19 protein-coding genes and 1 pseudogene are annotated in these 18,524 nt (G+C 41.8%); 10 read left to right on the top strand and 10 right to left on the bottom strand.

Features of this window, described 5'->3' with window-relative positions; all coding sequences use genetic code 11:
* Positions 1 to 216 precede the first annotated feature (216 nt).
* The 5 genes from ACQ86K_RS02715 to ACQ86K_RS02695 all read left to right on the top strand — a co-directional run bounded on the left by ACQ86K_RS02715 (position 217) and on the right by ACQ86K_RS02695 (position 5,061).
* Positions 217 to 1,314 carry an IPT/TIG domain-containing protein gene (locus ACQ86K_RS02715; protein WP_431199760.1) on the top strand — a complete coding sequence of 366 codons (1,098 nt, stop codon included), beginning with the start codon at positions 217 to 219 and terminating at the stop codon, positions 1,312 to 1,314.
* On the top strand, positions 1,268 to 2,506 hold the full coding sequence (locus tag ACQ86K_RS02710; RefSeq protein WP_431199759.1) for an IPT/TIG domain-containing protein: 1,239 nt from the start codon (positions 1,268 to 1,270) through the stop codon (positions 2,504 to 2,506). Before ACQ86K_RS02715 ends, ACQ86K_RS02710 begins: the two co-directional genes overlap by 47 nt.
* A 192-nt stretch (positions 2,507 to 2,698) precedes the next feature.
* Entirely contained in the window at positions 2,699 to 3,292 is a 594-nt protein-coding gene (locus tag ACQ86K_RS02705) for a glycoside hydrolase family 19 protein (RefSeq protein WP_091174687.1), read from the top strand.
* Between the two features lie 132 nt (positions 3,293 to 3,424).
* Positions 3,425 to 4,753 carry an ABC transporter substrate-binding protein gene (locus ACQ86K_RS02700; protein ID WP_431199758.1) on the top strand — a complete coding sequence of 443 codons (1,329 nt, stop codon included), beginning with the start codon at positions 3,425 to 3,427 and terminating at the stop codon, positions 4,751 to 4,753.
* 164 nt (positions 4,754 to 4,917) lie between these two features.
* Positions 4,918 to 5,061, top strand: a complete 144-nt coding sequence (locus ACQ86K_RS02695; RefSeq protein ID WP_431199757.1) for a hypothetical protein — start codon at positions 4,918 to 4,920, stop codon at positions 5,059 to 5,061.
* A 152-nt stretch (positions 5,062 to 5,213) separates the two neighbouring features.
* Here the strand turns inward: ACQ86K_RS02695 and odhB are convergent, their stop codons facing one another.
* The 7 genes and pseudogenes from odhB to msrA form a co-directional block, all read right to left on the bottom strand.
* Positions 5,214 to 6,767 carry a 2-oxoglutarate dehydrogenase complex dihydrolipoyllysine-residue succinyltransferase gene (odhB, locus tag ACQ86K_RS02690; RefSeq protein WP_091174683.1) on the bottom strand — a complete coding sequence of 518 codons (1,554 nt, stop codon included), beginning with the start codon at positions 6,765 to 6,767 and terminating at the stop codon, positions 5,214 to 5,216.
* Between the two features lie 61 nt (positions 6,768 to 6,828).
* A complete protein-coding gene (locus tag ACQ86K_RS02685) occupies positions 6,829 to 9,645 on the bottom strand; it encodes a 2-oxoglutarate dehydrogenase E1 component (protein WP_091174680.1) in 2,817 nt (938 codons plus the stop codon).
* A gap of 174 nt (positions 9,646 to 9,819) precedes the next feature.
* The gene (locus ACQ86K_RS02680) at positions 9,820 to 10,293 is read right to left on the bottom strand and encodes an FAD-binding domain-containing protein (RefSeq protein ID WP_431199756.1); all 474 of its coding nucleotides are present in this window, start codon (positions 10,291 to 10,293) and stop codon (positions 9,820 to 9,822) included.
* A gap of 132 nt (positions 10,294 to 10,425) precedes the next feature.
* A complete protein-coding gene (locus ACQ86K_RS02675) occupies positions 10,426 to 11,121 on the bottom strand; it encodes a deoxyribodipyrimidine photo-lyase (protein WP_431199755.1) in 696 nt (231 codons plus the stop codon).
* A gap of 259 nt (positions 11,122 to 11,380) precedes the next feature.
* Positions 11,381 to 11,994, bottom strand: a pseudogene (locus ACQ86K_RS02670) (5'-nucleotidase, lipoprotein e(P4) family).
* Positions 11,921 to 12,187: a hypothetical protein gene (locus tag ACQ86K_RS02665; RefSeq protein ID WP_431199754.1), complete on the bottom strand. Its 267-nt coding sequence runs from the start codon at positions 12,185 to 12,187 to the stop codon at positions 11,921 to 11,923. Before ACQ86K_RS02665 ends, ACQ86K_RS02670 begins: the two are co-directional and overlap by 74 nt.
* A gap of 240 nt (positions 12,188 to 12,427) precedes the next feature.
* Positions 12,428 to 12,973 carry a peptide-methionine (S)-S-oxide reductase MsrA gene (gene msrA, locus ACQ86K_RS02660; protein ID WP_091174672.1) on the bottom strand — a complete coding sequence of 182 codons (546 nt, stop codon included), beginning with the start codon at positions 12,971 to 12,973 and terminating at the stop codon, positions 12,428 to 12,430.
* 115 nt (positions 12,974 to 13,088) lie between these two features.
* Between msrA and ACQ86K_RS02655 the strand changes: the two genes are divergently transcribed.
* Together ACQ86K_RS02655 and ACQ86K_RS02650 are read left to right on the top strand one after the other, a co-directional pair.
* On the top strand, positions 13,089 to 13,481 hold the full coding sequence (locus tag ACQ86K_RS02655) for a DoxX family membrane protein (protein WP_167516241.1): 393 nt from the start codon (positions 13,089 to 13,091) through the stop codon (positions 13,479 to 13,481).
* 425 nt (positions 13,482 to 13,906) lie between these two features.
* Positions 13,907 to 14,674: a hypothetical protein gene (locus ACQ86K_RS02650; protein ID WP_143020877.1), complete on the top strand. Its 768-nt coding sequence runs from the start codon at positions 13,907 to 13,909 to the stop codon at positions 14,672 to 14,674.
* 85 nt (positions 14,675 to 14,759) lie between these two features.
* Here ACQ86K_RS02650 and ACQ86K_RS02645 read toward each other — a convergent pair whose 3' ends face one another.
* On the bottom strand, positions 14,760 to 15,125 hold the full coding sequence (locus ACQ86K_RS02645; RefSeq protein WP_431199753.1) for a hypothetical protein: 366 nt from the start codon (positions 15,123 to 15,125) through the stop codon (positions 14,760 to 14,762).
* A gap of 7 nt (positions 15,126 to 15,132) precedes the next feature.
* Positions 15,133 to 15,657, bottom strand: a complete 525-nt coding sequence (locus tag ACQ86K_RS02640) for a LysR family transcriptional regulator (RefSeq protein WP_431199752.1) — start codon at positions 15,655 to 15,657, stop codon at positions 15,133 to 15,135.
* Between the two features lie 99 nt (positions 15,658 to 15,756).
* Between ACQ86K_RS02640 and ACQ86K_RS02635 the strand changes: the two genes are divergently transcribed.
* Both ACQ86K_RS02635 and ACQ86K_RS02630 read left to right on the top strand, forming a co-directional pair.
* Entirely contained in the window at positions 15,757 to 16,395 is a 639-nt protein-coding gene (locus ACQ86K_RS02635; RefSeq protein ID WP_091174664.1) for an NAD(P)H-dependent oxidoreductase, read from the top strand.
* Positions 16,361 to 16,651 (top strand): putative quinol monooxygenase, encoded by a 291-nt coding sequence (locus tag ACQ86K_RS02630; protein ID WP_091174662.1) that lies wholly within the window; start codon positions 16,361 to 16,363, stop codon positions 16,649 to 16,651. Before ACQ86K_RS02635 ends, ACQ86K_RS02630 begins: the two co-directional genes overlap by 35 nt.
* 310 nt (positions 16,652 to 16,961) lie before the next feature.
* Here the strand turns inward: ACQ86K_RS02630 and ACQ86K_RS02625 are convergent, their stop codons facing one another.
* On the bottom strand, positions 16,962 to 17,204 hold the full coding sequence (locus tag ACQ86K_RS02625; protein WP_143020876.1) for a hypothetical protein: 243 nt from the start codon (positions 17,202 to 17,204) through the stop codon (positions 16,962 to 16,964).
* A 457-nt stretch (positions 17,205 to 17,661) separates the two neighbouring features.
* Between ACQ86K_RS02625 and ACQ86K_RS02620 the strand changes: the two genes are divergently transcribed.
* Positions 17,662 to 18,432 carry a DUF349 domain-containing protein gene (locus ACQ86K_RS02620; RefSeq protein WP_091174653.1) on the top strand — a complete coding sequence of 257 codons (771 nt, stop codon included), beginning with the start codon at positions 17,662 to 17,664 and terminating at the stop codon, positions 18,430 to 18,432.
* Positions 18,433 to 18,524 lie beyond the last annotated feature (92 nt).

Below are 18,524 nucleotides of genomic sequence, written 5' to 3'. Positions count from 1 at the left end.
ATCCCTTGCTATATTATATTTTAGTTAAGTTTTCATAAAATAAACTTACAGATATAAGAGCAAAGCGTATAATGCACCCTTATACGCTTTGCTTATGTAACATGTACCCACGTTTTTACGTATCAGAATAACAATTAACTATTTGTATTTAATAGTTACGGCAATCTTCCCAAAGCTTGCCAACCTAACCTTATTAATTATCGAAATATCACAAATATGAATTTATCTCTACAAACCTGTTTCAAGGCTTCATGCTTTTGGCTTTTACTTATTGTATTAGGCGTATCCTGTTCCAAATACAAAAAGCCCAAAGATGATATAGAAACAAAACCTACGGCTGCTTTTACTGCAAAAATTGATGGTGCCGATTATGCAATTGAAGCGACTGATTTTTCATCAACCTATTACACAACAAGCGGCGACGATATTAAGGCCTTGCTTACTACGGCTACATTAAACACCAATGGAAGCAAGATCACCTTTTTTGTGAATGATTTTAAACCCGGCACTGCTGTTATTAACAAAAAAACGGGAACCTCATCAAATCCCGGTAACCCTCGTTTAAAAGTGGATGCCGTTACTAACTCCGTAGTACAAAGCTATGTGCAATATATCAGCGGGGGCAATACTTATTATGCTGTTTCGGGGAGCATTACTGTTTCTTTGAGTGGTAACACAGCTACAATAAAATTCAATATTACTTTTACCGATGCTGCAGGTAAATCATTTACAGCTACGGGTTCATACACAATAAACGACTTCACAACCAATACAAAACCAAAATCACAAATCACCGATCCAACACCTATTGTAAGCAAGCCAACTATTGAAAATATAAGTCCGCTAAGCGGGTTTATTGCGGATACTGTATCCATTACCGGCACTAATTACAGCGCCACCTTAACCGAAAATATTGTGAAATTTAATGGTACCGATGCCAAAGTGGTATCGGCTATAAGCACCACCATTAAAGTAACAGTACCGGCCAGTGCCACAACTGGTGTGGTAACCTTAAAAGTAAAAGACAATGACGTAATAACCGGCCCCATGTTTACAATTTCATCGCCGGCAACTATAACTTCAATCAGCCCAACCAGCGGCAGGGCCGGAGATACCGTTACCATTAACGGCACCAATTTCAACAGCTCAATTGACGGTAACAGAGTTCGCTTTAACAATGCAGGAGCTGTTATAATTTCGGCAACCCCAACCAAAATTAAGGTTAAAGCTGCGTTGGATGGCTCAACAGGCAACGTAACGGTAACCGTTGGTCTCGTCTGCAACTGTTACAGGTCCGGTATTTACTTACCTTAACCTTCCGCAGGTGCAATTTCTTTCACCTTACCAGGGCAGGGCCGGCGACACTATCGTTATTCAAGGTTATTATTTTGGAGGCACACCAGCCGCAAACATTGTAAAGTTTAATGGGATACAGGCAAATGTACTTACTGCAGCAGGAACAGCACTTAAGGTAATTGCACCTCAAGGCGTTACTTCGGGCAGGGTTACAGTCACCGTTAATGGCAAAACGTCGACTGATAGTGCCCCATTTACGGTTAACCCGCCATACCCTAATATTAAATGGCAGGAAATTTTTTATTCATCGGGTCTGGAAAACATCAATCAAATGGCCTCTTTAAGAAATGGCTTATTGGTAACCGGCGCAGCAGTTACGAGCAGTCTTTTCTTTAGTGCCGACGACAAAACATTCACCAATGTTTATAACAATCTGCCATTCAATAAAAACAGCAAAGTGATTATTCATCTGCTAAGCCAGGATGGAAAAGCATTTTATGTAACCAGTAACCTTGGCGTAGCTAAATCAACCGACGGTGTAAACTGGACAAAGCTTACACCAGATAAAAACAATCCGGACAAAGGATTCACCGGTATTGTGAGCACCAGTGAAAGACTTATGTTAGTTTCCGGCTCAACTACCTATACATCATTAGATGCAGGAACAACCTGGACAACGGCAGGCAATTCGCAGCCTGCTCAATTAGATTACTTCACCAGTTTCCCAAACAGCAAATACATTTTTGCCATTGATACCGCTAAAAACACTGCATCGCACAATGCCACTAAGCTTTATTCATCAATAGATAAAGGCACCACGTGGAATCAATCATACAGCTCTGTTACGGGAATTTATCATTTTAATGAAGGCTGCAGAGATTTTCTTAAAACAACCAACTACAGTCTTTATTGTGCATTCAGCCCGGTATCAAACCCCGGGCTTGCTGATCAAAAGCTCTATCGGTCAGTTAACCAGGGCTACCAGTGGGATCTGGTGGGCAATGAAACCTGTTTTGTAGTAAAAACCTTCGGTGTTAATGTAGCTTATGGTAGCCAAACCTTCAATTTATCAACAAATGATGGCACTACTTTCAAAAGCTTCGCACTACCACAGGGCTACAGCTACCTGGGTGGAATTGAACTGGGATCCTATATATACATAACTGTAACTAACTTATCCGGCACACACATATTCCGGTCAAGCTGGTAACTCTTCTTCTTTCTTGAAAAAATAAAAAGCCTTTTATATACTAAAGGGCTTTTTATTTTTCATTACGAGCAGCTTAGCTCTTTGATATTCCAAAATCGAATATCTATCTTTACTATTCTTCCGCACCTATTTAATCTAAAACGCTCGTTTACAGCAATTAACTTATATTACTAATACCTAAATTTTATTACCATGCCAGGTACAAAAGAATTTTATGACACCATTCGTGACACAGTTTTTAAAGGTCACATTTCACAAAGCCAGGTTGATGGTATCGAAGCCATTTTAAAGGCCGCAGCAGATGCCGGCGTTACCGATCAGCGTAAAGTAGCCTACATGTTAGGCACCGTTTACCATGAATGCGCAGGTACTATGCAGCCGATAACTGAATTTGGCAAAGGCAAAGGTCATCCCTATGGCGAAAAATTTAAAATGGGCGGGGGGCCAGGTCACCGTATCCCTTATACAACGCCCGATCAGCTTTATTATGGCCGCGGTTTTGTACAATTAACATGGTACGAGAACTATGACGCCATGAGCAAGCATTTACATCTCGACCTGCTTAACCATCCCGAATTGGCGCTTCAACCTGATATAGCTGCCAATATTATGATTGAAGGTATGACAAAAGGCATGTTTACCGGCGTTGGCTTAGGCAAATATTTTGACGCCACCCATGCCGACTGGATCAACGCCCGCCGTATTATTAACGGGAATGATCACGATGTGCTGATAGCAGGTTATGCCAAACATTTTTATAAGGGATTGACCGGTATTGATGCGTAAATTGAGTATGCGACTGTTTAACCTTTAATCTCGAACAGTCGCACAACTTTTACTTTCGGCAATCAATCATCCCTGCGCAATAATCAACTAACCCCCCACTCTGATATCATGATATTTGATATATTAGCTTAAATGAATAAGCTGATCACTTACCTTTTTGTACTATTCTCCATTCAGCTTTGTTCCTGCCATACTGATACTTCTCCCGATCAGCACAAAACCGTTTTTAATATCAATCTGGAAGAAGGCCTTACCTCACTTGATCCTGCCTTTTGCCGCAATCATTATACCATTTGGATGGATAACCAGCTTTATAACGGCCTGGTACAGATCAACGATAGTTTAAAAACCATTCCCTGTATAGCCAAAAGCTGGGAAACATCAGCTGATGGTTTATTATATACCTTCCATCTGCGTAATGATGTATATTTTCATGACGACCCTCATTTTGCAAATGGTACAGGTCGAAGGGCAGTGGCCTCAGATTTTGCTTATAGCTTCGGTCGTTTGATCGATCCCAAAGTCGCTTCATCCGGCTCATGGATCTTCAGTGATAAGGTAAAGGATAAAAGCGCCTTCATGGCACCTAATGACAGTACTTTCCAAATAAGGCTTAAACAGCCTTTCGCTCCCTTTCTAAGCTTACTCACGGCACAATATTGTTCTGTAGTCCCAAAAGAAGTGGTTGAGTTTTATGGCAAGGACTTCAGGAGCCATCCGGTAGGCACCGGCCCTTTCAGGTTTAAATACTGGAAAGAGGGTGAAGTACTGGTATTTTTAAAGAATGAGCATTATTGGGAAAAAGATGAAAAAGGTAAGCACCTCCCCTATTTGGATGCCATCCGCTCCACCTTTATTGCTGATAAGCAAACCTCATTCCTGGAGTTTGTAAAAAAGAACATCGATTTTTTAAATGATATCGATGGCAGCTATCGCGATGATATCCTCACCAAAGCAGGCAAGGTAACGCAAAAATATAAGGGTAAATTTATACTCAATACCGCTCCTTACCTGAATACCATTTACCTGGGCATGCTGGTTGATACCACTTTGCCCATTGTAAAAAAATCGCCCTTAAAAATACTTAAGATCAGGCAGGCCATCAACTACGCCATCGACCGCGAAAAGATGATCAAATACCTCCGCAACAGTATGGGTACACCGGGCTACGGAGGTTTTGTGCCCGAAGGCATGCCAGGCTTTAACGGCACCGGGGTAAAAGGTTATCTATACGACCCGGAAAAAGCTCGCTGCCTGCTCCGCGATGCCGGTTATCCCAATGGTAAAAACATGCCCGAAATTACCCTGGCTACCACTATTGGTTACCGCAGTTTAATTGAGTATGTACAAGGCCAATTGGAACGCATTGGTATAAAAACAAATGTAGAGATAACCCAGGGTGCCAGCCTGCGCGAACTAATCTCAAAAAACGGCATCAACTTTTTTACGGCTCCTGGATAGCCGATTATCCAGATGCCGAAAACTACCTTTCAGTTTTTTACTCCAAAAATAAAATTCCCTTCGGCCCCAATTATACCGGGTTCAACAATAAAAGGTTCGATGAACTTTTTGAGCAAACCTACCAGGTAAAAGATGATGAAAAACGTTTCGCCCTCTACCGCCAGATGGATAATCTGATGATGGAGCAATCGCCCATTGTAGTATTATACTACGATAAACTGGTAAACCTTTATCAAAACAACATTAGTGGCTATAGCCTTAATGGTCAAAATTTGTTAGTGCTTAAAAGGGTGGTGAAGCGGCTTTAGTGATTAGAGGTTGGAGGTCAGAGATTAGTTGTACTTGGTCTCGTCGCTACTTCTAATCACCTGACAAATTTCAAAACCTTGCGAAACCTATTACACAAAAAAATCCCGGAGGGAAAACCTACCGGGATCTCTTTTATAAAGTTTTTGCAGGGTTATACACCTAACAACAACCTTGCAGGATCTTCAAGCAATTGTTTAACCCTTACCAGGAAGCTTACCGATTCACGACCGTCAATGATGCGGTGATCATATGACAGGGCAAGGTACATCATCGGGCGGATCACAACCTGTCCGTTTACTGCTACCGGGCGCTCAATGATATTATGCATACCTAAAATGGCCGATTGCGGTGCATTAATGATCGGCGTCGATAACATCGAACCAAATACACCACCATTGGTAATGGTAAATGTGCCGCCGGTCATTTCAGGGATGGTCAGTTTGTTTTCGCGGGCTTTACCGGCAAGTACCACAATGGCTTTCTCAATTTCGGCAAGGCTCATGCTATCAGCATTGCGGATAACCGGAACAACCAAACCTTTAGGGGCAGAAACAGCGATAGAGATATCAGCAAAATTGCTGTATACGATCTCTTCGCCCTCAATACGTGCACCAACAGCCGGCCAGTCTTTCAAAGCCTCGGTAACCGCTTTGGTAAAGAACGACATGAAGCCTAAGCCAACGCCATGTTTCTCTTTGAATTTATCTTTGTATTTACCGCGTAATTCCATGATCGGCTGCATATCAACCTCGTTAAAGGTGGTAAGCATTGCCGTTTCATTTTTAACCGATACTAAACGCTTAGCAACGGTTTTACGCAACGAAGTCATTTTCTCGCGTTTCTCGTCCCTGGCACCGCTTGCTACAACAGGAGCAGCAGTTTGGGCAGCTGGAGCAGGAGCGGCAGGTTTAGCTGCCGGAGCTTGCGCGCCAAGGGCATCACCTTTAGTGATCCGGCCATCAACACCTGAACCTGATACTGATTTTGGATCAACACCTTTTTCGGCTAATATTTTGGCGGCAGCCGGTGATGGCGTACCTGAGGCATAAGTTTTAGCACTTTCGGCAGCTGCACCACCACGTGGCGATTCATCGGTAGCGCTAACTACAGCCGGGGTTACTGTAGGCTGTGAAGCACCTGCACCTTCAATAATACAAACTACGGTACCAATCGCTAATACATCGCCTTCTTTAGCGATTGTTTTTAACGTACCTGCTTTTTCGGCAGTAAGTTCAAACGTAGCTTTATCTGATTCCAGCTCGGCAATAGCTTCATCCATAGCAACAGCGTCGCCGTCTTTCTTAATCCACCGAGATAATGTAACCTCCGTGATAGATTCACCTACCGGTGGTACTTTAATTTCGACAGATGCTGATGCGGCAGCCGGAGCGGCAGCAACAGGGGCCGGAGCAGGAGCGTTTGCAACAACTTCTGGCTGTGGCTGTGCTGCAGGAGCAGCAACTTCAGCGCCTCCGTCTTCAATATTGGCAACAACAGCGCCAATTGGTAGTACATCGCCTTCATTGGCAACGATTTTTAAAGTACCGGCTTTTTCGGCAGTAAGCTCAAAAGTAGCCTTGTCTGACTCAAGTTCGGCAATAACCTCGTCCATTTCAACGTGGTCGCCGTCTTTCTTTTTCCAGCTCGAAAGGGTCACTTCTGTAATTGATTCGCCTACGGTAGGCACCTTAATCGCTAAGCTCATATTGTAGTATTGTAGATTTTATATTTTTTTCTGGATGATGTCAGGATGCTTAACTTATTGATCAATCAGCCCCGGCATCAGCCATTTTCTTTGTTGTTTTTTTAACAGCTTCTTTAACCACTTTACCGGCTGGGGCCTCAAAAGCTTTTGAAACTATGTATAACTGCTGGGCGGCATGCTGTTTAGCAAAGCCTGTTGCGGTACTGCTGCCTTCAATCCTTGAAATAACGCTCAGGTTAATCACCTTATCATTATGGAATTTACGGCAAATGTATGGCCATGCGCCCATGTTTTCAGGCTCTTCCTGTACCCAGATAAATTCGGCCTTTTCGTATTTAGCTTTGATCTTCAAAATTTGGGTAACCGGAGTGGGGTAAAGCTGCTCTACACGTACAATAGCCACATCCTTACGGTTATCGGCCTGTTGTTTGTCAAGCAGATCGTAATAAACCTTACCGGTACACAACAACACGCGTTTTACCTTTTTAGGATCAACATAAGTATCATCTATCAACTCGTGGAATTTACCGTTGGTAAAATCTTCAATTGGCGATACACATTTAGGACTGCGCAATAAGCTTTTTGGTGTAAAAATGATCAAAGGCTTACGGAAATCACGGTGCATTTGCCTGCGTAAAATATGGAAGAAGTTGGCAGGGGTTGTGCAGTTGGCAATTTGAATGTTATCATCGGCACAAAGCTCTAAAAAGCGTTCAACCCGTGCAGATGAGTGCTCAGGGCCCTGGCCTTCATAACCGTGAGGCAACAACATAACCAAACCATTACCACGCTGCCATTTAGTTTCGGCACTGGCAATGTACTGGTCAACAATGATCTGGGCACCGTTAAAGAAATCACCAAACTGGGCCTCCCAAATGGTTAAAGCAGTTGGGTTTGCAAGTGCATAGCCGTATTCAAAACCTAAAACGCCATACTCAGATAATAAAGAGTTATAGATGCTTAATTTAGCTTCGGGGTTAATGGATGCAAGCGGTGTAAATTCGTCTTCCGAATCAACCAGCGTCAATACCGCATGGCGATGCGAGAAAGTACCACGTTTTACGTCTTCACCACTTAACCTGATAGGGTAACCTTCTTTTAACAAAGTTCCGTAAGCAAGCAGTTCGCCCATGGCCCAGTCAAACACTTTGGTTTTGTTCACCATGGCACTGCGGTCTTCAAACAGTTTCTCAATTTTCTTGAAGAACTCTTTATTTGGTGGTAACACAGTGATCTTATTACCAATCTCTAATATGGTTTCTTCGGCTACAGAAGTATCAATAGCTTTTACCAGTTCTTTATGGCTTGCCAGGTGCAATCCGCTCCAAGCACCTTCAAACATGGCAATAGTATCAGTAAACCTTTCTTCTGATTTTACTTCATCTAGCTTTTGCTGTAACTCATCTTTGAAGGTTTTTTCGATAGATTTCAGGAATTCAGCATCTATACTGCCTTCATCTATCAGTTTTTGATTGTAAATCTTTAAAGGGTTAGGGTGCGCGTCGATAGCCTTGTATAACAGCGGCTGGGTGAATTTAGGCTCATCAGCTTCGTTATGGCCATAACGGCGGTAGCAAAGGATATCGATAAATACGTCCTCATTAAATACCTGCCTGTATTCCATAGCCAGGTTTACTACATAAGCCAAAGCTTCAACATCATCACCGTTTACGTGAAAAACCGGCGAAAGCACAGTTTTGGCAACATCGGTACAATAAGTACTTGAACGGGCGTCTTTATAGTTGGTGGTAAACCCTATCTGGTTGTTGATAACCAGGTGAATGGTGCCGCCTGTGCGGTAACCATCCAGTTTTTCCATTTGTAAAACTTCATATACTATACCCTGTCCGGCAATTGAAGCATCGCCATGAATCAGGATTGGAGCGATCTTTGAATGATCGCCGCCATATTTAAAGTCGATTTTTGAACGGGTAATCCCTTCTACAACCGGGTCAACAGCTTCCAGGTGCGATGGGTTAGGGCAAAGGCTCAGGTGAACTTTTTTACCGCTTTTGGTAAGCACGTCGGTTGAAAAACCTAAGTGGTATTTCACGTCACCACCAAAAGGCGATTCAGAATCGTAGTTTTTACCTTCAAACTCAGAGAATACCTCTTTATAGGTTTTCTCCATGATGTTGGTCAACACGTTCAAACGCCCGCGGTGCGCCATACCGATGATAAACTCCTCGATACCCAGATCGGCGCCTTTTTTAATTACCGAATCCATTGAAGGGATCAGCGCTTCGGCACCTTCCAGTGAAAAACGTTTTTGACCAAGGAATTTGGTGCCCAAAAAGTTTTCGAAAGTTACTGCTTCGTTCAGCTTGTTAAGCATTTCCTTCTTTTCATCAAGGGTAAAAGAAGGTGTATTACGACGGCTTTCCATCCGCTCTTCAAACCATTTTATTTTAATGGGATTACGGATGTATTTATATTCCGTACCTATTGAACGGCAGTAAGTATCCTCAAGCAACTGTCGGATATCGCGCAATTTGGCGGCACCTAAACCAACTTCAACACCGGCATTAAAAACGGTATCAAGGTCGGCTTCGCTCAAGCCAAAAGTTTCAAGCTCCTTGCCTGGGTAATAATGGCGGCGTTCGCGAACGGGGTTTGTTTTTGCAAACAAATGCCCGCGCGAGCGGTAACCATCTATCATGTTTAATACGTTGATTTCCTTTAAAAAATGTTCAGGAGTAGCTTCACCAACTACGGCAGGTGCAATTGCTCCGGCAGCATCGGTATCTTTACCAAAATCAAATCCTTCAAAGAATTTTTGCCATCCAAAATCAACCGATTCCGGTTCCTGTTTGTACTGTTCGTATAGGGAAGATATGTAGGCAGCGTTTCCGCTATTTATATAATTGAGACGATCCATGTGAAACTGATCTTTAAAACGGTACAAAAGTAATGATATACCGCTATATACTTCATAATTAATTGTAAAGAAATTTAGCCATTATTAGGCTTATTTTACCCATTGGGGTGAAAACTCAAATTATGGCGTGTTGTTTTGAAACAGATATAAAATATTTCGGTGCAGATAATATTTTTAAGCGCTAACCAAATCCCCGGCTTCATCAATGGATGATGGCTGCCAGGTATTCACAAAATCGGTTTTGGCTTCAAGCTCTTTGGGCAGCTTGGTAACTATAGCGTATTTGCTTTCCTTAGCATCGTTAACACCGGCAATAAAGGCCCAGTTGCCCCAATTGCTGGCCGGTGAGTAATCAATAAGCTTTTCTTCAAAATAAGCAGCACCCTGTACCCAGTCGGCTTTGAGGGTGTTTACTAAATAGCCCGCTACTACCTGCCGGTTTTGATTACTGATATAGCCTGTAGCATTAAGTTCATGCATTGCTGCATCAATAAGGGGCACTCCTGTTTCGCCGTTTTTCCATTTTTGGAGCGACAGCTCGGCGTCCGGCGCAAGGTCGGTGCCCTGAGCTTCTGTCTTTAGCTTTGATAAATTTTTGGCCGTGTTTTTTAAACATGAACCTGAAGTAATCGCGCCAAAGCAATTCAAGCTTTAACAGGTTACCATTACTGCCATATTTCTGAATTTCCCAGTAAACCTGCCTCGGCGAAATACACCCTATCGAGATCCAGGGAGAAAGTTTTGAAGAGCAATCAGAGCCGTTACGCCCATTTTTTTGTTTCAGCAGCTGGTCTGCATTGGCAAAACACTTATGCATTTGCACCAAAGCCGCTGTTTCGCCCCCTGAAAATATTCAGTAGCACGCATATCGTCAACAGGCTCGTTTAAACCTAATTGTTGCAAGGTTGGTAATTCGCCGGCATCGGTAATTTCCGGAACGCTGATATGATCGGGTTTTGGTACGCACGGACGAACATTACTGTCACGTTCCACCTTCTTTTTAAAAACCGCGAAACTATCCGGGATATCCTTAATCGGGAAAGGAAGATCTTCCTTATGATACATGGTATGACCGATGAAATGCTTGAGGTTAAGCCTCATTTTCCATAGCGCAGTTTCAACCTGCTCGGAGATATTGGTTTCCTCGTAGGCTACCTCACGGTGATGATAAACTTCATTTACCTGGTATTCCTGTGCAAGCTGCGGGATCACATCGGCAGGGTTACCAATGCGGATGATCAATTCGGCACCAAAACCCTGTAAATTTTTGCGGAGATCGGCAACGGCCTCTAAAAGGAACCTCGCCCTGAAATTCCCTGTTTTTGAAGCCCCCGTTTCGGTATGTTGAAAATAATAAGGATCGAAACAATAAACCGGCAGTATTTTATCAGCCTTGCGTACAGCTTCTAACAAAATTTCGTTATCATTTATGCGCAAGTCATTTCTAAACCAAACCAGAATAGTTCTATCACTCATAGTTAAACAGGGGTTAACTGAATAATAATAATGCAGTATGCAAATTTGCAATTTATTTGCGCTTCATGCACATTTTACCGCAAGATTATGACATCACCCAAACATTCAATTATTTTATTAAACTAAGTAAAATGCTTTAGCTATATAAAATAATTACACCTATAGGGGGATCAGCGTGTAAATATACGTAAATACAGGCAATTAAGTTATATACCTGCCCGGGCGGCTATCCCTCGTCAACAGTTAAAGATCAGTAGTTTTACTGATCGGCTTTGATCTTCGCCCTGATCACCGAATCTTTTTGGGCAGGGCTAAGCTTATAATTAAACCGGAAAAGTGCCCCCTCAAAATCACCATATGAAGGATTGGGAATAACAATATACCTTTTGCCAAATTCCGCTTGCAGCTTTTGTGTGGTAGCCGTCCTGCTTTCTTCGGGCGGGTGACTATCATACAGCAGGTCAAAATCGGGCAGGTTATCGCCGCAAAGCAGCAGGATGTTATGTGTTTTTAAAACGTTAAGACGGCGCGCTTCCTTGCTCGATGAAGTAGTTTTCAACTGCAGGTGTTCATCATCGGCATTAGGCAATCCATACAATTGCAGATTTTTAAGCGTACTTGCCCGCTCATTTTCATTACGGTTGGTAATGTAAAATATCGTGATCCCTTTTGATGCGGCGTACTTAAAAAAGCAGGTGCGCCCGGCACGGTATCAGCAAGGGCTTTGTCTGTCCATTGTTTCCAGGTGGCATCGCTGTAATCTAAGTTCTGTAAGGCGCGATGGGCATCATAGGGGCTATTATCCAGCACCGTTCTCGTCAATATCGGTAACAATGGCCAGTGGCTTATCACCGGGGTTCTTAATCCCTTCATCAACCCTGAGTTTAGCTACGTTATAGGCCTGAAAGCATAATGCTTTGTACTCCGCTGCCCGCTGCTGCCATAATGAAGCCCAGATCTTACCATCGTTGGTAATGCTGGTATTAGGATTGGCAGTTTTTTTAACAGATGAGCAGGCGCTGAATAACAACAGGCCTGATAGTAGATAGCTATAGCTTTTTTTCATATGGGTTGATTAAAAGAGTGACGGTCGAGACCTTGTCGAAGACTAATGCGAAAAAAGTACGCCGGCATGCTTTAACGAACTACCGTTTAACTAAACGGGTGTCATGCTGAAGCCCTCGAATCATGGTGAGCAAGGCCTCTGCGCACGACCCTTCGACGGGCTCAGGGTGACAGGCCCTTTTGCTTAATATTACTTCATCTTCAGAGCCGCTCGATTTAAACACTCCGTATGATAGGCATCTTATAACAGCTCCGGCTTTATTTTATCCTTAAACTCCTTGGCAAATTTATTGAGTTTTGGCTGGATAACAAACGCGCAGTACGACTTATTAGGATTATCGTTGAAATAATTCTGGTGGTAATCTTCGGCGCTGTAAAATGTACTTGCCGGGGTGATTTCGGTTACGATAGGATCGTCAAAAACCTGCTCATCGGTAAGCGTTTTGATCATCGCTTCCGAAGCCTGCTTTTGTTCATCTGTATAATAAAATATAGCCGAGCGGTATTGTGTGCCCACGTCGTTACCCTGGCGGTTAAGTGTTGTTGGGTTATGGGTTTTAAAGAAAACCAATAGCAATTCATCAAACGAGATCACGTCGGCGTCATACTCCAGGTGAATCACTTCGGCATGACCGGTAGCGCCTGTACAAACCTGCTCATAGGTTGGGTTTAAAACTTTGCCGCCCATATAACCCGAGGTTACTGATGTTACACCTTTAAGAGATTGGAAAACGGCTTCGGTGCACCAAAAGCAACCGTTGCCGAAAGTTATTTTTTGAATGTTCATATGTCCTGTTTTATCAAAAGTAATGCCTGTTTAAATAGTTAGCTATGAGGCTGATTTGAATATGTCAATTAAATTACTAAACTTAGTGTTTAACCTTATATTAAACCTATTAATTATGAAAATTGCAGTATTAATTGCCCGCGTTTTGCTGGGCCTGGTCTTCGTGGTGTTTGGGTTAAACTTCTTTTTCCAGTTTCTGCATATGGCCCAACCGCCCATGAGCGATAAGGCACAGGCTTTTAGCGGCGGGTTATTTGGTTCAGGTTATTTTTTTCAATACATGAAAGTAATTGAAATAACCAGCGGCCTGTTTTTAATTATCAACCGGTATACGGCACTGTTTGTGTTATTGCTGCTACCTATTTCGCTAAATATATTCCTGTTCCATGCCATTTTGGCACCGGCCGGTTTGCCAATTGGACTGGCGGTTATAGTTTTAGAGGTATTTTTGCTGTTTGCCTATCGCAAGTATTATGCGAGTATTTTTACGGCCACGCCAACGGTATAAGCACCCGGTGATTCTACAGGCTTTATTGGACAATATCCAATGTAACAAACAAGGTGTCCCAATTTTTTGATTCTCCATAAAAAAATTAAAAATTGCCGGCGTTTCTTTTTTTGCAAATAACAAATGTTCCATTTTTTGAGAGCGAAACGCCGGAACGCGTTAAAAATGAAACACATTGATAATCAGAAATTTAACACCCTACCCGAAACACTATTAAATATTTGATTATCAGCAAACAAGCCTTTTAGGAATATAAATTCAGCGTTTCAGATCCGGGCAAAATGCCCGGATTTTTTGTTTGTTTTTTTTCGTTTTTTTGGAGTTTTTTGAAAATACACGCTACTATGATCATTGTACTGACAGTACATTGTCAGCATTATTTTAATCTGGAATTAGTAGTAAAAGCAGCAAAATAAAAGCATAAATTGGCCTGTAAACCTTATCTTATGAACAGATACGCCGCCTTAATTATTTCCTTGGTTTTTATACTTTATTTCGATCATTCATCTGCACAAGATTGGTTAAAAACGGCTGAGGCAAAAGCAGCCAAAAGAGACACCAAAATATATCATCTTACATCCATCGATGGTAAAAATCAAACGGTGAAGATCGTTCCTGACTATGCAAACCATGTGCTTAAAATGATTTGCCTCAAAGATATTATTACAATAGATGATTTTTGGGGAGAAACTCCTGACATTAGGTTATTGAATAAAAACTTTATTGAGATTAACTATGCAGTAAGAGGCGGATCGGGAGTTGGGTTAGGAAATACTCTGATCATCTGCGTGGAGGGCCAACATCTATACAAGGCCATGCATGTTTTAAGATATCTTACCGGGGAATCCGGCGAACAACAGGAAGAATACCGCATTAAATTACATTTGGTTGGCAACAGTATTAACAACTGCAAATTAAAAGTCAGTGTACATGATTTTGTTGATTCAAAACCTCGCCCTAAAGAAAACTATGCCTATGACACTAACACAGTTTTAGCCTTCGACATGCAGCAAAATGTCTTTTACAGCGTTAAGCAAGACATATTCGATCACTTTATCACAACAAGAAACAAGACCAAACAAAAAATTGCAGGTAATTTCCCTATGATCATTTTAGGTAAGGAAACTTATTACTTTATAAATGACAGATGGTATTCCGGCAATCTTAACAAAGAAATGTTTGAGTTTCGATAAATCACATGGTCTTCTTTTGCCACGGCGGCCAGAGGCCGCCTTAATAGTTGCCACTCGCCGGAGGCGAGCGGCGGCGATTAGAGGCTTACACCATCTCCCGCTCAAAAATTTCCTGGATCATTCCTACCTGCTCTGCGTAAATGGATTTTTTGCGGGTGCCGAAGTACAAGGTGTTCTCAATTAAATTATATCCTTCCCAAAGCAGTTTGATATTGCCGCTGTCCCGCTCCTTTCTTGAAAGGAAATCAGGGATCACGGCTATGCCTTTACCATTACTCAAACAACGGATAATAGAGCCCATGTTAGGGACGATGAAATTAGGCTTAAAATCAGGTCGTTTGCCAAAGTTAATATGCCAGAAGCGCCGCAGGTGTTCCATATCGCCCGATGAGCCGTACCAGGTTTGGGCTTTAAGCCAGGTTTGAATCTGGTTTAGGTCTTTAGTTTTCAATAGTTCATTAAATCTCGTCGGTTGGCGTTTGCGCCCCGGCAAGCACCACTATCCGTTCTTTAAAAAAAGGTTTATACTCAAGACCTTTATAATCGCCTTTATGAGGCGTAACAATCATATCGAGGATGCCATTGTCCAGGTCGGCAAGCATTTCGGGGTATTCGCCAAATTTGATGATCACATTAAAAGGCAATGTGGGCAGGTAGGATTCGAGCGTAAACTGAAAAGTTTCAAAGCACATGCCTATACTTATGGTAGGCACGTCCTTTTCGGTGCTTTTATGAAAATGCCGTTCGGCATCCTCCAGTTTACAAATTGCCTCCAGGATATAGTTGTATAAGATCTTACCCCGCTCTGTGGATACCATTTTACGCGAGGTACGGTCGAACAATTTGTAGCCTACATAACTTTCCAATGAGCTTAGATGCAGGCTTACTCCCGGCTGCGAAATAAACAGCGCTTCGGCCGCGCCGGTTAACGAACCTGTTTCATATATCGCCTTAAAGGTGCGGAACCATTCAAAATTAACCATAGCCTATCTATTATAATTATGATACAAATGTATAAATTAAACTATTTTAATAATGAATTAAGCCGCTGTAATTTTGATGAAAATTAAAACAGAAAATAAATGACAAACATATTTGTAATAAACGGAGGGCAGATCTTCGGTCACTCCGGCGGAAGATTTAACAAAACATTATTGGATACGACCGTGCAGTATTTTACCGGTCACCCTGATTTTGAAGTTCGTTCAACCGATGTAAACCATGAGTACGACCCCATGCAAGAGGCTGAAAACTATAAATGGGCCGATGTGATTATTTACCACACCCCGGTTTGGTGGTTCCAGGTACCGCATGCCTTTAAAAAATATATCGACGAAGTTTTTACCGCCGGATATCAAAACGGCATTTACCGCAGCGATGGCCGCACCGCCGAAAACCCCGGCATTAATTACGGCACAGGGGGCTTAATGCAGGGCAAAAAATACATGCTTACCACATCATGGAATGCACCGGTTACCGCTTTCACCTTACCCGGCGAGTTTTTTAATGAACGCAGTGTTGACGAAGGCCCCCTGTTTGGCTTTCACCGCATGAACGCTTTTACCGGTATGCAGGCTTTAGAAAGTATTCACTTTTATGATGTAATGAAAAACGCTAATATTGAGGAGAACCTGCAACGCTACCAGGAACATTTAAACAAGCTATTTACCCAAAACAACCCAAGCCATGAAAATTTACTTAACAGCCTTAGTGAAGTGTAAGGCCGGCACCACTGCCCAAATGAAAGATTTTTTGGATAAGCTGGTAGCAGCATCCCGCCAGGAAGAAGCCTGCCTGCAATACGAGCTATACCAATCAACAACAGACGAAACCCAGTTTATTTTTCATGAAACCTGGGCCAGCCGGGAAGGGCTTGATCAGCATGTTAAGCAGGAGCATTTTCAGTTATTCAGTAAGCAGATTGCTGATATTATAGACGGCCCGCTTGGGATATATAAAACCGACAGGGTGCATTAAAATAGATAGTTAACAAAACGGCCCCCGGTTTCCACCGGGGGCCGTTTTGTTATTTGCCACAGGTTTTATTGCGATCGCCCGAGGCTTTGCATGATTTGCTGCAGTTGTCTAAACACGTTGGCATGGTGCATGACTTTGCGCATTTGGTGCAATGGTTCATTTTGTTATTGCAGCAAGGCGTATTAGCAAACGAAATATTAAATATGGTAAACAGCATCACAGTGGTGATGAAAAGAAACTTCTTCATGATTTTTTAAATTGAATGTTTAATAAAAAGATATACTATTGAAAACAGGCAGATGTCTTTTTATCAAGCTTTCGGAGGGTTCCAGCAGGTGTTGGCGTAATCGGATAAATTGCCTGCAAGGTCAAGCAAAGGAGCATTGCTACTAATAATAGCGGCAACAGGTCCGGCCTTGATAGGTTCAACTTTTAAAAAGCAGCAATTGTTACACGATAGCATGGTCATGCACATACCACCGTCACATCCTTTTTGACCGCCATGCTGTTTCTGCGGCATATGATCCATGTGATGACAGCAATTTTTGGTCATGTTATATATAGGCTCCGCTTTTCCCGGTATTGTGGAAATGAGCACCATAAAAATTAACATGATAAAGGCGATTGCTTTCATTGAATCTTGAAACGGAATGTTAGAGGAAATAGTATAAGATGATTTAAGTTTGATGTTGTTATAATACATAAATCCAATCGGCTACTATTCATCCTTCAACACATCAATAGGCTGCTTAGAGCTAACCAGCCATACAATCAGTTAACTGATTATCAATTTTATGTTAACCCTGCTAACCTCCAACTGCTGGCCTAAGTTAATAGCTATGGTGTTACCACCATAGGTTTAAATCTCCTATTTCAAGATTGATTTTTTTAGCGTGTGGTCGATGTTATCATCATAGCACTGTCTTTTGTAAGAAATATAAGTGGTACAATGAAAACGCCGACCATAAGCACAATGAACGCCTGTTGAATTTTTTATATTTACAAACCTTATGTCTAAAAAAATGATTCCATTAATATTTATAATCATCGGCAGCATTGTTACCGTTACTGCGGCTTTTTTTGACTATAGACAAAAACTCAACGATAAACAGGAGGAATTGGATAACGAAATAAAAAGAAATTTAGAATATCAAAATTTGCTTAGTAAAAGTAACGATATTATTCAAAAGAGCAACAAAATCATTGAGAGCCAACAAACCGTTATTGACTCTTCTAACAAAATAATTGATTTACAAAATCAATTAAGCGAGAGGAATGATAAAATCCAAGATTTACAAAGCAGTACATTAAACGAAATAACCGGAGGAAAGAGCATTCCCAAACTATTTATACTGCCTACACCAATCAATATTTTCATTAAGGTTGCTAATGATACCGATGTCCCGATTAGAAATATATCAATTCAAGTTACAAGAATTATCGACGATTATTTTACAACTGATTCTGCAGGAGTTTCAAATTCTAATAATACCGATGCTTGGAAAGACTGGATATTTGATGTTAGAGATCTTTCAGCACAGTCAGAAAGAATAGTATTTCAGCATGAGAACGAAAAGAAATATAACGATGTATCATACATATATAAGGTAAGTTGGTTGACAGGTTTCTATGAAGGCAGTTTTTCGATTAAAAGCGCGCAAAATTCAATGAGGCTATCTGATTCACACATTAATCATTTCACGAAGGGTTTGGATCTCAAGAAAACTGTTTACGTGGGTGGCGTAAATCCAGATATATACATCAATGGGATTAAGCCTTAATTGGTACATTTATTTCCCAAGAGCCCAATTTAGCCCGTGGTTGATGTTATTACCGTACCATGTCTTTTGTAAGAAATATAGAAGTGGCGCGA

The organism is Mucilaginibacter sp. P19 (assembly GCF_050632265.1).
Lineage (GTDB): Bacteria > Bacteroidota > Bacteroidia > Sphingobacteriales > Sphingobacteriaceae > Mucilaginibacter > Mucilaginibacter gossypii.
Note: the sequence above shows the minus strand (reverse complement) of the source record. Positions and strands in the feature narration are given on the sequence as shown.